The organism is Polaromonas sp., from assembly GCF_012927485.1.
Taxonomy (GTDB): Bacteria; Pseudomonadota; Gammaproteobacteria; order Burkholderiales; family Burkholderiaceae_C; genus Polaromonas.
Map to the genome: position 1 here is coordinate 61,849 of NZ_JABBPC010000036.1, position 14,399 is coordinate 76,247.

Below are 14,399 nucleotides of genomic sequence, written 5' to 3' on the forward strand. Positions count from 1 at the left end.
GCTTGCTATCGCCGTCAATGGCCGACCGCTTGGCAAAACATTGCTTGATGGAAAGACGGGCGTTTAACCCCACGCTTAACGTCTACGAGCCCCCTGTCTAGAATATCTGACCTCTTCAGGAAAGCACCCATCCATGTCCCAGGGAACCATCCGCATTCGCGGAGCGCGCCAGCACAACCTAAAAAATCTTGATCTGGATATACGTACCGGTGAAATGACGGTGGTAACCGGGCCCAGCGGATCAGGAAAGTCTTCGCTGGTGTTTGACACGCTGTTTGCCGAAGGCCAGCGACGCTATGTGGAGACGTTTTCGGCCTACGCGCGGCAGTTTCTGGACCGCATGGACAAGCCCGCAGTGGATAAGGTGGAAGGGGTGCCCCCGGCGATCGCGATTGACCAAACCAATCCGGTGCGCAGTTCGCGTTCTACCGTGGGCACCATGACAGAGCTGAATGATCACCTGAAGCTGTTGTACGCACGGGGCGCGCAGCTGTTTGACAAGCAGACCGCGCAAGGCGTTCGTCATGACACGCCTGAGTCCATTTATGCCGAGTTGATGTCTCGCACCGGTCACAGCGACCCCAGGGTAGTCATCACTTTTCCGGTTGAACTTCCGGGCAACACCAGTCCCGAGCAACTCGAACAATGGCTATCGGCCAGCGGCTTCACGCGCGTGCATGCGGAACGCGAGCTCTCCACCCCCGCCGGGCCGCACAAACTGCTGGATGTTGTGGCCGACCGCGTGCGCCTGCACACCGCCGAAAAGGTGCGGGTGATGGAGGCGATCGAAACGGCACTCAAGCGCGGCGGTGGTCGTGTCAATGTGTACGTGCAGCAGGGCGCGGACGGAGGGGGAGAGCCCGATGAAATGTGGCGCTTTTCTACCGGCCTGCATTGCCCTGAAAGCGATCTGCGCTACGCCGATCCGACCCCTTCTCTGTTTTCCTTTAACTCGGCGATGGGAGCCTGCGAAATCTGCAAGGGCTTTGGTCGGGTGATCGGTGTGGATTACGGGCTGGTGATTCCCAACGACAAGCTCACGCTGCGTGCTGGCGCCATCAAGCCCATGCAGACGCCTGCCTGGAAAGAAGCGCAAGACGACCTGATGCGTCATGCTGAAGCCGCAGGCATTCCCCGCGACACGCCCTGGTACAAGCTCACGCCGGAGCAGCAGGGTTGGGTGATCAACGGGTCTCCTAATTGGAACGGAAAGTGGAACCAGCATTGGTTTGGCATCAAACGGTTCTTCGGCTACCTGGAAAGCAAAGCTTACAAAATGCACATTCGCGTGCTGCTGTCCAAGTACCGCAGCTACACGCCTTGCGAAACCTGCGGGGGCGCACGCCTCAAGCTTGAATCCCTGCTTTGGCGGCTCGGTTCCAAAGCCGCCGCCGATGCCGTGCTGCCACCCAGCCAGCGCTTCATGCCGGTGGGTGTGCATTGGAGCCGCGAGCAACTCGAATTCTTGCCGGGTCTGTGCGTGCATGACCTGATGCGGTTGCCGATAGACCGCCTGCGGAAATTTTTCGACGAATCGGGGATGTCGGTGAGGGGCGACGATGCCGAGAAGAACGCCCTCAAATCACTCTTTGAGGAAATCCGAACGCGTGTGAAGTACCTCTGCGATGTGGGTATCGGCTACCTCACGCTAGACCGGCAGAGCCGCACGCTCTCGGGCGGGGAAGTGCAGCGCATCAATCTAACGACGGCACTCGGCACTTCGTTGGTGAACACGTTGTTTGTGCTGGATGAGCCTTCGATCGGCTTGCACCCGCGCGACATGGGCCGCATTACCCAAGCCATGCACCGGCTGCGCGACGCCGGCAATACCTTGGTGGTGGTCGAACACGATCCGGCCGTGATGCTGGCGGCCGACCGGATGATTGACATGGGTCCCGGCCCCGGGGAGAAAGGCGGCGAGATCGTGTTTGACGGTACGCCCGAAGACTTGAAGCACGCCGATACCCTCACAGGGGCTTACCTTGGGGGGCGCAAGCAGGTGAGCATGGGCTTCAAACGCGCCGTGACCGACAACACGCCCCGCCTTATTCTGGAAGGCGCCCGTGACCACAACCTGAAAAATCTCACGATTGAGTTTCCGCTGCAGCGCCTGGTGTGCGTGACCGGGGTGAGCGGCTCTGGAAAGTCCACCTTGATGCAGGACATCCTTGCCCCGGCATTGCTGCGCCAGTTTGGCAAGGCTACTGAAACGCCGGGTCTGCACGATCGGTTGATGGGCGCCGACCACCTGACGGACGTGGTGTTTGTCGATCAGTCGCCCATAGGCCGGACGGCGCGCTCCAATCCGGCCAGCTACGTAGGTGCCTGGGACGCCGTGCGTGAACTGTTTGCACAGGCACCGCTGGCCCGGCAGCGCGGCTACACCGCCTCGAAATTCAGTTTTAACAATGGTGATGGGCGTTGCCCGACCTGCGGTGGTTCAGGGTTTGAGCATGTGGAAATGCAGTTTCTGAGCGACGTGTACCTGCGCTGTCCGGACTGTGACGGCAAACGTTACCGGCCCGAAATTCTTGAAGTCACGATCGAGCGCAAGGCCATCGGCCAGCTCAAACCGGTTCTGCTGAGTGTGTCCGATGTACTGGAACTCACCGTGAGCGAAGCCATCCAGCTGTTTGCGCAGGACCGGGAAGTGGTCCGCGCACTGCAACCCATTGTCGAGGTCGGACTGGAATATGTGAAGCTGGGCCAGCCCGTTCCAACGCTGTCGGGCGGGGAAGCCCAGCGGCTCAAGCTCGCAGGATTTCTGGCGGGTGCCAGTAAAACTGCGAGCGCCAGCAAGCAAGCGCTGGCGCTCAGGAATCCCAGCCGCGGCACGCTTTTCTTGTTCGACGAGCCGACTACCGGCCTGCATTTCGACGATATTGCCAAACTCATGCGAGCGCTGCGCCGGTTGCTGGAAGCGGGACATTCCCTGATCATCATCGAGCACAATCTGGATGTGATCCGGTCTGCCGACTGGCTGATTGATCTGGGGCCTGAAGGCGGTGAAGCCGGTGGCTTGCTGGTTGCAGAGGGTACGCCTGAAGAGGTGCGGCAGCATCCTACCTCGCACACGGGCAAGGCGTTGCGCGACTATGAGCAGGCCATGGGTCAAGTGCACAAAGTTGAGGAATCGCGGCCCAGAGTGTGGGCGACCCGCCCGGCTTTCTCGAACCTGATCCAGATCGTTAACGCCAAGGAACATAACCTCAAAAACCTGTCGGTGGATATTCCCCGCGGCAAGTTCAATGTGGTCACGGGCGTGTCCGGTTCGGGCAAATCCACGCTGGCCTTTGATATTTTGTTCAACGAAGGCCAGCGGCGTTATCTGGAGTCGCTGAATGCCTATGCGCGCAGCATTGTGCAGCCGGCGGGACGCCCTGAAGTCGACGCGGTGTACGGCATTCCACCCACCGTGGCGATTGAGCAGCGCTTGTCCCGCGGAGGGCGAAAGTCCACCGTCGGCACCACTACCGAAGTCTGGCATTTTTTACGCTTGCTTTACGTCAAGTTGGGCGTGCAGCACTGCACCAAAGACGGCGCGGCGGTGATGCCGCAGAGCCCTGAAAGCATTGCCGCCCAGATCCTTAAAACCTACCGTGGTCAACACATTGGTCTTTTGGCCCCGCTGGTGATCAACCGCAAAGGCGTCTACACAGAATTGGCTGACTGGGCGCGCCCGCGCGGCTACACCCATTTGCGCGTCGATGGCGAGTTCTTGCCCACGACCGGTTTTCCGCGCATCGATCGCTTTAAGGAGCACACCGTCGAGTTGCCGATTGCGGACATCCACGTGACACCTGACAACGAAGCCGCGTTGCGGCTGGCTCTGGCCACTGCGCTGGAGCATGGCAAAGGCGTGGTGCACGTGCTGGCACCGCTCAGTGGCTTGCAGGCTGCGATGGCGGCGGGAGTCAGCACCAAACATCTCGGTCAATTAGAGGCCTTCTCAACCAAGCGCGCTTGCCCGGTTTGTGCCACCTCGTACCCCGAGCTGGACCCGCGGATGTTCAGCTACAACAGCAAACACGGCTGGTGCCCGGACTGCGTGGGTACGGGCGTCAAGCTCACGAAAGACCAGCGCAAGGTTTTCGACGATTCAGTCATGGATGATGACAACAAGGGGCGCGAGCAGAGCTTGAACGCCTATGGCGGCGAATCCGAGGTCGATGATGTGGCGAATACGGTCTGCCCCACGTGCGAGGGATCGCGCTTGAATAGCCAGGCCCGTGCAGTGACGTTTTCCGGCGTCGGTATTGCCGACATTGCCGCCTTGTCGGTGAAGGAAGTGCATCACTGGGCTGAAAAGCTGGCGCTCGTGGGGCGCCAGGCCGGCATTGCCCGCGATCTGATTCCCGAGATAAAAAGCCGCCTTGAATTCCTGGAAGACGTAGGGCTCGGCTATCTCACGCTGGACCGGGGCGCCCCCACGCTGTCGGGTGGCGAAGCGCAGCGCATTCGGCTGGCAGCCCAGTTGGGCTCTAATTTGCAAGGTGTTTGCTATGTGCTGGACGAGCCGACTATTGGGCTGCACCCGCGCGACAACCAGATTCTTTTGAGCGCTTTGGGCAAGTTGAGTGATCGGGGCAACACGCTGGTGGTGGTCGAGCATGATGAAGACACCATACGCCGCGCCGACAACATCATCGACATTGGCCCGGGTGCCGGCAAACGCGGCGGGCGCTTGGTGGCCCAGGGCACCGTCGCGCAGTTGTCTGCGGTGCCTGAGTCGTTGACGGGCTACTACTTGGCGCATCCGCTGATTCACCCGTTGCAGGTTCGCCGGGAAACGCTCAGGGGATCGGCACCTGCGGTTGAGGAAACGCAGCATCTGGCCGACGCCAAGCCCGTGGGAAAGCAAAAAAAAGCCGCGCTGAAAGCGGCAGCACTGCGCGCCGCAGCCGCGAGCGCCAGTGCCAGCCACAACGCCGGCCCCGTCGCCGCCAGCCCATTCACATCCTGGATCTCAGTGGCGAATGCGACCTTGCATAACCTCCAACACGTGTCCGTCGCGGTGCCGCTGTACCGGCTGGTGGCGGTGACGGGTGTGTCTGGCTCCGGCAAATCGACTCTCGCGCGTGACGTGCTGCTCACCAACGTCCACGCGGCGGTGCTGCAACGTTCAACCAAAGCCGGGCGTGACGCCGACGACGCAGGTCAACACCCCGCTTGGACCGGTTGCGAGCGCATCGAAGGCTACCAGGTGGTTGACCGTGTGCTGGAAGTGGACCAAACGCCGATTGGCAAAACGCCGCGCAGCTGCCCGGCCACCTACATCGGCTTTTGGGACACCGTTCGCAAGCTCTTTGCCGACACGCTGGAAGCCCGCGCGCGCGGTTATGCGGCTGGGCGTTTTTCGTTCAATACCGGAGAAGGGCGCTGCCCGACCTGCGAGGGCGCTGGCGTGCGAACCATTGCGATGAGCTTTCTGCCCGACGTCAAAGTGCTGTGCGAAACCTGTCACGGCGCGCGCTTCAACCCCGAAACCCAGGCCGTGACCTGGCGCGGCAAAAGCATTGGTGACGTGCTAAAAATGGAAGTGGATGAGGCGGTGGACTTCTTTGCCTCCATGCCCAGCATCAGCCACCCACTGCAACTGCTCAAAGAGGTGGGGCTCGGCTACCTCACCTTGGGCCAACCATCGCCCACATTGTCGGGCGGTGAAGCGCAGCGTATCAAGCTGGTAACCGAGCTGAGCAAAGTGCGCGATGACATCACGCGGCGCGGCCAGAGAGCCCCGCACACGCTTTATGTACTCGATGAACCGACGGTAGGTTTGCACATGGCCGACGTGGAAAAGCTGATTCAGGTGTTGCACCGGCTGGTCAGCGGCGGCCACAGCGTCGTGGTGATTGAGCATGATCTCGACGTGATTGCGGAGGCGGACTGGGTCATTGACCTCGGGCCGGAGGGCGGCAACGCCGGTGGCTGTGTTGTGGCCTCTGCGCCGCCTGAAGCGGTAGTGGCGCTGGGAACCCACACCGGGAAAGCGTTGCAAAGTGTGCTGGCCAGAGGGCGCGAAGTGCTTGACATGGTGGCTATTAAATAGACGGCGGCAGGGGCACGAAAGGGGCTGTTCCTTCTGACAGTCAGGCCTAAAAACGGCTCAGCCGGTGCGTGCGGCCAGCAAGGCTGCCGCCATTTCCGCAAAACCTGCGCCGCGCTCGCTTTCGGTAATGTAGCGAGGCGGGTGGGCCAGCTGCGCTTCAAAGCGGCGCACATTGGCGACCCCCACTGAGTGCGGAAAGGCCTCGAACATGAGTTGGTCGTTGGTCGAGTCGCCGACATACACCCAGCGATCCCTTTCAGCGTCTAACTCTCGGCCCAGCAGCTCGCTCACGATCCAGCGGGCACCTGTCAACTTGTTGTGTGTGCCATACCAGCCGTTGATATGAATGCTGCTGACGGTGGCGTTCATGCCTTCGCTTTGCATGATCTGTACGGTCTGCGCAATGCGAGCGGCGGACAAGTGCGCAAATTCATGATGGTCAATCGCGATATCGGTTTCGCGCCCAGCGCTGTCTTCAGCAAGGACCGCACCTGCCACCTCGCGCAGAATGCGTTGCGCCACCTGTTGCATTCGGGCGTAGTTGGCGCAGCGGGTTGCAGCATCTTGTTGATAACGTTTTGCCAGCGGGTGGTGGTCGGCGCTGTTCGGCCAGGGCGCTTTTTTCTGTAAGGAAAACGCGACAGCGCCATTTTCTGCCACGACGGCGTCTAGCGGCCACGCCCTTGCAAAAGGCTCACTCCAACCCGCTGGGCGCCCCGTGACGGCGATCACCGTGAGACCGGCTCGCTGCAGAGCCGCCAGTGCCGCGAGCGCATCGGCAGTGATGGCCCCGTCGGTGGTCAGGGTGTCGTCAATGTCTGTCAAAACGCCGGTGATGCCGCGTCGGTCCTTAAGGCTCCAGTGCTTTAATTCTTGCATGGTGAAATTTTCGCACGCCATTGCGGGCGCCTGGCGAAGCTTTGAGGTGTTCTATACAATGCACAGTTCTTGAGGAGCGTTGCAACCCACGGCATGTGGTCTAGGCTCAAGACTTTCATTTGCAACCACGCTCACCCGCATGTGCCTTGGCGCCGGGTGAGTCAAATCAACAGACTCCCCCAGATTCACGGCCTGCGTCCGGGGCTATTTTGCCAATTCGATTCATGATTTTGGAGCTTTCCCAATGAACGCCGTACTGAAACCCGTACAGAACCCTGACTACGTTATTGCCGACCTGTCGCTTGCCGACTGGGGCCGCAAGGAACTGAAAATTGCCGAAACCGAGATGCCCGGCCTGATGGCGATTCGCGAAGAATTCTCGAAAGCGCAGCCGTTGAAGGGCGCTCGCATCACCGGTTCGTTGCACATGACCATCCAGACCGGTGTGTTGATTGAAACGCTGCAGGCGCTCGGTGCCGACGTGCGCTGGGCCTCCTGCAACATCTTCTCGACGCAGGACCACGCCGCCGCCGCAATAGTGGTTAAAGGCACACCCGTCTTTGCCATCAAAGGTGAGACCTTGGCCGACTACTGGGACTACACCCACCGCATCTTCGAATTCACGGGCGCTAAAGGCACCCCGGAAGAAGGTCCGAACATGATTCTGGACGATGGCGGCGACGCGACGTTGCTGATGCACTTGGGCAGCAAGGCAGAGCAAGACGCCAGCTTGCTGGCGAACCCGGGCAGCGAAGAAGAAATTTGCCTGTTCAACGCCATCAAAGTCAAGTTGACGCAGGATGCTACGTGGTACAGCCGTCGTCTGAAAAATATCGTCGGCGTGACCGAAGAAACGACCACCGGCGTACTGCGGTTGAACGAAATGTCGGCCAAGGGCACGCTAGCCTTGCGCGCCATCAACGTCAACGATTCGGTCACCAAGTCCAAGTTCGACAACCTGTATGGCTGCCGGGAATCATTGGTAGATGCCATCAAACGCGCCACCGACGTGATGATTGCCGGAAAAGTGGCCTGCGTGGCCGGCTACGGCGATGTGGGCAAGGGTTCCGCACAAGCATTGCGCGCGCTGAGCGCCCAAGTGTGGGTGACGGAGATTGATCCGATCAACGCCTTGCAGGCTGCGATGGAAGGCTACAAGGTCGTGACCATGGAATACGCGGCAGACAAAGCCGATATTTTTGTGTCTGCGACGGGCAACCGAAACGTCATTACGTATGACCATATGGCAAAGATGAAAGATCAGGCCATCGTCTGCAACATTGGGCATTTCGACAATGAAATCGATGTCGCCTCGTTAGAAGCCTGCACCTGGGAAGAAATCAAGCCGCAAGTCGACCACGTGATTTTCCCGGATGGCAAGCGCATCATTTTGTTGGCCAAAGGCCGCCTTGTGAATCTGGGTTGCGGCACCGGCCACCCCAGCTTTGTGATGTCGTCGAGCTTTGCCAACCAGACCATCGCGCAGATTGAGCTGTTCACCAAGCAGGCCGACTATGAAGTCGGCAAGGTGTATGTACTGCCCAAGCATCTGGATGAAAAAGTGGCGCGTTTGCACCTCAAGAAGGTGGGCGCAATGTTGTCGGAGTTGAGTGATGAGCAAGCCGCTTATATCGGGGTGCCCAAGCAAGGTCCTTACAAGGCCGACAGCTACCGCTATTGATCACTTCACGCCCTCTTCCGCAGGAAGAGGGCAGAGCGAGGTGAAGCGAACCTGACGTTTGACCGCGCCTTTAAACGTAACCTTGACGTGGGTCGAACTGTATGCGCGCTGATCTTTTTCTGGTCGAACACGGCTTTGCCACCACCCGCTCCCAGGCCCAGCGCCTGATTGCCTCGGGCGTCCAGTGGCGCGTTGAAGTCGAAGGCGTTTGGAAGAAAGTCGCCAAAAACGGCGATGAACTGCCGGTACTGGCCGAACTGCAGGTGCTGGACAACTCCGAAGCGAAATACATTTCGCGCGGCGGGTTAAAACTAGAAGGTGCCTTGAGAAGCACTGGCCTGTCCGTGAAGGGCTTGCGCTGTCTCGATGTGGGCCAGTCCACCGGAGGCTTCACCGACTGCCTGTTGCAGCACGGTGCGGCGACAGTGGTTGGCGTGGACGTGGGACACGGCCAGCTGCATGCCACGCTACTCGATGACCCGCGGGTGGTGTGCATCGAGGGGGTCAATGCGCGATCACTGACAGCGGACGATTTGGTTGAGCATTGCCGGCGCGCAGTTCAAATCGGCAGCGGCACAGAAGATAACGGCACCGAGGATGAAATAGATTGCACCAGTTTTGGCACAGGATTTGATTTTCTGACCGGCGATTTGTCGTTTATTTCCCTGACCCTGGTGCTGCCCGCCGTGGTGCGCCTGCTTAAACCGGGCGGGCATTTGCTCATGCTGGTCAAGCCGCAGTTCGAGCTTCAGCCGGGGCAGGTGGGCAAAGGCGGCATTGTGCGCGATGCGTCGCTGTTTGAATTTGTTGAAAAGCGGCTGCGCGATGCGTGCACTGGTTTAGGGCTTGCTGTGACGGCGTGGATCGAGTCGCCCATCGTTGGCGGTGATGGGAACCGCGAGTTTTTTATCGGTGCTGAGAAAGGTCACGAGGGCATCGGTGAAGATCAGCCGCTGGCCGCTGCACCGCAGAGAAAAACGCCCAAACGCCTTCCCCGCAGTGCTCTGCGCGAATCGTACGAACCGAACGAAGACCCAGAAGCCGCGCATGCGGGCCAGCACGGACCGGCGCGGGGCAAACGACGCGGCAAAAAAGCCGATGAAAAAGAAATAAACGAGTAAGGCCCGTGATGAATGTTCCGGTTAGTTTTGAATTTTTCCCCCCTAAAACGCCCGATGGCGTCGAGAAGTTGCGCGCCACCCGACAAGCCTTGTATCGGCATCAGCCCGAGTTCTGCTCCGTGACCTTTGGTGCAGGGGGTTCGACGCAAGAGGGCACCTTCCAGACCGTGAAGGAAATTTTGGGCGAAGGGGTGGCGGCTGCCTGCCATTTCTCGTGCGTAGGCGCGACAAAATCCACGGTGCGGCAACAGCTGGCGGTTCTGCAGGCCATGGGAGTAAAACGCATCGTTGCCTTGCGCGGTGACTTGCCCAGCGGTTACGGTATGGGCGGAGAATTTCACTACGCGAGCGATCTGGTGGCTTTTATTCGCTCGGAAACGGGGGCTGCATTTCATATCGAGGTCGCCGCTTACCCTGAAATTCACCCGCAGTCAAAATCTGCTGATGCCGACCTGAAAGCTTTTGCGGCCAAGGTGAAAGCAGGCGCCAATTCGGCCATCACCCAATATTTTTTCAACGCGGACGCTTATTTCCGCTTTGTCGACGACGCGTCCCGTCTTGGCGCCGATGTGCCTGTCGTACCGGGCATTATGCCGATTACCAGCTCGACCCAACTGATGCGCTTTAGCGATGCCTGCGGCGCAGAAATCCCACGCTGGATTCGACTGCGATTGCAAGGCTTTGGCGATGACACGGCGTCCATTAAAAGTTTTGGGCTGGACGTGATCACTGACTTGTGCGTCCAGTTGTGTACGGCCGGCGTGCCCGGTATTCATTTTTATACGATGAACCAGGCTGCGGCGACGACGGAGATTCTCCGTCGCTTGACTCCGCTTTGATCTTTGGTTCTGGGTCAATGTACAGGCGCGTCATTAAGTGCTGGATCACCGCAAGCCTGCTGACGTTGTTGACCGGCTGCTCAACGTTACCGTTACCGTCTCCCTTGGCACCCAACCCTGCAGCGGTGGACGCCAAGAGCCAGGGAAAAGCAGACGAATCACGTCCGCCCTCCGCCGTTTTGCCGGAGGTCCGGGCGACGGTAGACGATAAGTATCTCCTCACAGGGGAAGCGGCCAAGCAATTGGAACGCGGCAAGGCGTCCTGGTACAGCCCGCGATTTCATGGGCGACGCACGGCCAGTGGCGAGCGCTACGACATGTACGCCCTGACTGCAGCTCACAGGACGCTCCCATTTGGCACGGTGGTACGAGTGCGCAGTGTGGCGCTCGGACGGGAAGTGGACGTTCGGATTAATGACCGTGGCCCGTTTACGCGGGGGCGTGTGATCGACGTAAGTCAGGCTGCAGCAGAGGCGTTGGGCCTGCTCGAGCTTGGGGTGACGGAAGTATCACTGAAGGTGCCAGAATCTACCCAGTTAGGTGACGAGCTAGTTGCGCCTGTCAAGAAAAACCGACGTACCAAACGGCGGTCGTCGTCGTCCGGGTCTCCTTAACGGATGATGCGTCTCGGGCTGGTGCATGGGGTTCTCCTTGATATTTTTACCCCTTATGGCGAGCAGGTCAAAAACATCGACAAGCAGAAAACTGGCTTGAATTATTAAACTTTCAGTAATTCCTGAAACTTCAATAATTTTGATCATGAACCTTCCTCCCCTGACTCAACGTTTCGTCCTCCACTTCGGTGAGATGGGCAGCCGCTGGGGAATCAACCGCACCGTCGGACAAATTTATGCGCTGTTGTACGTGTCGCCCAGAGCCCTCAATGCAGACGACATCGGCGAGGCGCTGGCCTTCTCGCGCTCCAACGTCAGCATGGGTTTGAAGGAACTGCAGTCGTGGAACCTGGTACGGCCACAGCATTTGCCAGATGATCGACGCGAGTATTTTCAGGCACCGGAAGACGTCTGGGCGATTTTTCGTACGGTTGCGGAGGAGCGGCGCAAGCGCGAGATCGATCCAACGCTATCGATGCTGCGTGACGCACTGATGGAGCAACCGTCCGGCCAGGACGATCTGCATGCGCAAGCCAGAATGAAGCAGATGCACGATCTGGTGGAGTTGATGACGGGCTGGCTCGCCGATGTACAGAAAATGGATTCCGCGACATTGGCCAGTCTGATGAAAATGGGCGCCAAAGTGCAGCGGCTGCTGGAAGTCAAAGACAAAGTGACCAATACGGTTAAAGCCGGTTTTACGGGTCGCGTCGTACCGACTCTGGTGGGAGCGCAGTGTGCGAATGTTCTTGACGAGAAAAGGGGTTAAGCATGGACGGACTTGATGCATTTGTTTTGGCCCGAATTCAGTTCGCCGCCAACATGACGTTTCATATTTTGTTCCCGACGATCAGTATCTCGCTGGCTTGGGTGCTGCTCTTTTTTAAACTGCGTTACGTGAAGACGCAGGATGAGCACTGGATGGACGCGTACCAGTTCTGGGTGAAGATTTTTGCGCTGACCTTTGCGTTGGGCGTGGTAAGTGGCATCACCATGAGCTTTCAGTTTGGCACCAACTGGCCTGGGTTCATGCAGAAGGTGGGTAATATCGCTGGCCCGTTGCTGGCGTATGAAGTGCTGACGGCTTTTTTCCTGGAAGCCACGATGCTGGGCGTCATGTTGTTTGGGCGCAAGCGCGTCAGTGAAAGGATGCACACCGTGGCCACGCTGCTGGTGGCGGGTGGCACCACCTTGTCCGCGTTCTGGATTCTGGCCTTGAACTCGTGGATGCACACGCCTGCAGGATTTGAAATGATCAACGGGCAGGCCCACGTCACCAGCTGGTTCGAGGTGATCTTCAACCCCTCATTTCCCTACCGCTTTACCCACATGATGTTGGCGTCTGGCCTGACGGTGGCTTTTCTGGTCGCTGGCCTGTCTGCCTATCGCTGGTTGCGCAATGAACGCGGCGCAGAGGTCATGGCCACTCTCAAAACGGGCATTTACCTCGCTGCGGTCTTGATTCCGCTGCAGATCATCGCGGGCGATTTCCACGGCCTCAACACGCTGGAGCATCAGCCGGCCAAGCTGGCGGCGATGGAAGGTATCTGGCAAACCCAGAAGGGGGTACCGGCGGTGCTGTTTGCATTGCCCGACGCCAAGGCCCGGGAAAATCGCTACGAAATCGCGATCCCAAAACTGGCTTCGCTGTACCTCACTCACAGTCTCGACGGCGAAGTCAAAGGCCTGAATGATTTTCAAGGCAAGCATCCGCCTGTTGCGCCGGTGTTCTGGGCGTTTCGCATCATGGTCGCCATGGGGTTGCTGATGCTCGCCGTGAGTTGGGCGGCGACCTTCCAGCTGGCACCGTGGAAAAAAGAGGCTTCGCGTACGCTCAAGCCTTGGCAGGCGCGGGTGTTGGTGGCGATGACTTTTGCGGGCTGGGTGGCACTCGTTGCAGGCTGGTACCTGACGGAGATTGGAAGGCAGCCCTGGCTGGTGTCTGGTGTTCTGACAGCTGCAGATGCCGCCTCTCAGGTGCCGGCACCGCGGATTGCGCTGACACTGTCGCTGTACCTCACGCTTTATGCGGCGCTCCTCGTGGCTTACGTCTCGGTGTTGTTCCATCTTGCCAATAGCAAAGCGACTGGTGGAAAGACTTCGACCAACAACCTCGAGGACGGGCCGAATGTTGTCAACTACCCGGCTAATTATTTAACTGGCCAAGGTGCTGTTCATGCTTGACCTGGCGCCCAATCTATCGGAGGCCGCAGGCTGGATGCCGATTGTCTTTCTGGTGGTCATGGGCCTGGCGATGCTGGCCTATGTGATTCTGGACGGCTACGATCTCGGCGTCGGCGTGCTGATGCGCCGCGCCAGCGAAGAGGACAAGGACACCATGATTGCCAGCATTGGTCCGTTCTGGGATGCCAATGAAACCTGGCTGGTTTTGGGGGTCGGCATTTTGCTCACCGTTTTCCCCATGGCCCACGGCGTGATACTCGGCGCCTTGTATTTGCCAGTCGCAATGATGCTGATTGGGCTGACGCTGCGCGGCGTGGCTTTTGACTTTCGCGTCAAGGCACGCGGCGCCCACAAGCCGCGTTGGAACCGTGCGTTTTACGCCGGCTCGCTGTTGGCCGGGTGGTCCCAGGGGTACATGCTGGGGTCGCTGATCACCGGTTTTGCCACCACAGGCTGGAGCATCGTCTTTAATGCGGTGATCGGCCTGGCGCTCGTGGCGGCCTACTGCCTGCTGGGCGCAGGCTGGCTTCTCATTAAGGCAGAAGGCGCCTTGCAGCTGCGAGCGGTGCACTGGGCCAGAGGCAGCCTGCTGCTCACTATGGCGGGTGTCGCCGCCATCTCGATTGCTACGCCGCTGGTCAGCCCGAGCATTTTTAACAAGTGGTTCTCGTTTCCCAACATCGTGTTGTTGTTGCCGATTCCAGTGGCCACGGCAGTGCTGTTTGCCGTCATTTACAGGAGTCTGCAGCGCTTGCCGGTGCGGCTGGCTCAAGGCAACGAATACGGCGCCTGGGTGCCCTTTGGGGCGACGGTGGGCGTATTCCTGCTGGCGTTCTATGGACTGGCTTACAGTCTGTTTCCCTGGCTGGTCATTGACCGGATCACTGTCTGGCAGGCCGCTACGGCACCTGAAGCCATGGGCGTTATTCTGGTGGGCGCCTTGGTCGTGCTACCCATGATTATTGGCTACACCGTATTTGCTTACCGCGTGTTCTGGGGCAAAAGTACAGCGCTGAAGTACTGAGGCGTCTA

9 protein-coding genes and 1 riboswitch are annotated in these 14,399 nt (G+C 59.1%); of the genes, 8 read left to right on the top strand and 1 reads right to left on the bottom strand.

What is annotated here, in order from left to right; translation table 11 throughout:
* Positions 1 to 133 precede the first annotated feature (133 nt).
* Positions 134 to 6,049, top strand: coding sequence for an excinuclease ABC subunit UvrA (uvrA, locus tag HHJ16_RS15280; RefSeq protein ID WP_296901967.1), 5,916 nt, complete (start codon positions 134 to 136; stop codon positions 6,047 to 6,049).
* Positions 6,050 to 6,106: 57 nt separating this feature from the next.
* On the opposite strand, the gene HHJ16_RS15285 is transcribed toward uvrA, so the two are convergent.
* Positions 6,107 to 6,928, bottom strand: coding sequence for an HAD-IIB family hydrolase (locus HHJ16_RS15285; RefSeq protein ID WP_296901969.1), 822 nt, complete (start codon positions 6,926 to 6,928; stop codon positions 6,107 to 6,109).
* Positions 6,929 to 6,993: 65 nt separating this feature from the next.
* A riboswitch (S-adenosyl-L-homocysteine riboswitch) is annotated at positions 6,994 to 7,068 on the top strand.
* A 104-nt stretch (positions 7,069 to 7,172) separates the two neighbouring features.
* Between HHJ16_RS15285 and ahcY the strand changes: the two genes are divergently transcribed.
* The 7 genes from ahcY to HHJ16_RS15320 all read left to right on the top strand — a co-directional run bounded on the left by ahcY (position 7,173) and on the right by HHJ16_RS15320 (position 14,391).
* Positions 7,173 to 8,609 carry an adenosylhomocysteinase gene (gene ahcY, locus HHJ16_RS15290; protein WP_296901971.1) on the top strand — a complete coding sequence of 479 codons (1,437 nt, stop codon included), beginning with the start codon at positions 7,173 to 7,175 and terminating at the stop codon, positions 8,607 to 8,609.
* Between the two features lie 101 nt (positions 8,610 to 8,710).
* Complete coding sequence (locus HHJ16_RS15295; protein ID WP_296901973.1) at positions 8,711 to 9,730, top strand: TlyA family RNA methyltransferase; 1,020 nt, start codon at positions 8,711 to 8,713, stop codon at positions 9,728 to 9,730.
* An 8-nt stretch (positions 9,731 to 9,738) separates the two neighbouring features.
* A complete protein-coding gene (metF, locus tag HHJ16_RS15300) occupies positions 9,739 to 10,569 on the top strand; it encodes a methylenetetrahydrofolate reductase [NAD(P)H] (RefSeq protein WP_296901975.1) in 831 nt (276 codons plus the stop codon).
* Between the two features lie 17 nt (positions 10,570 to 10,586).
* Positions 10,587 to 11,183, top strand: coding sequence for a septal ring lytic transglycosylase RlpA family protein (locus HHJ16_RS15305; protein WP_296901977.1), 597 nt, complete (start codon positions 10,587 to 10,589; stop codon positions 11,181 to 11,183).
* 145 nt (positions 11,184 to 11,328) lie between these two features.
* On the top strand, positions 11,329 to 11,952 hold the full coding sequence (locus tag HHJ16_RS15310) for a GbsR/MarR family transcriptional regulator (RefSeq protein ID WP_296901979.1): 624 nt from the start codon (positions 11,329 to 11,331) through the stop codon (positions 11,950 to 11,952).
* A gap of 2 nt (positions 11,953 to 11,954) precedes the next feature.
* Complete coding sequence (locus tag HHJ16_RS15315) at positions 11,955 to 13,367, top strand: cytochrome ubiquinol oxidase subunit I (protein WP_296901980.1); 1,413 nt, start codon at positions 11,955 to 11,957, stop codon at positions 13,365 to 13,367.
* Positions 13,360 to 14,391, top strand: coding sequence for a cytochrome d ubiquinol oxidase subunit II (locus HHJ16_RS15320; RefSeq protein WP_296901982.1), 1,032 nt, complete (start codon positions 13,360 to 13,362; stop codon positions 14,389 to 14,391). The genes HHJ16_RS15315 and HHJ16_RS15320 overlap by 8 nt, the downstream gene beginning before the upstream one ends.
* Positions 14,392 to 14,399: the final 8 nt, after the last annotated feature.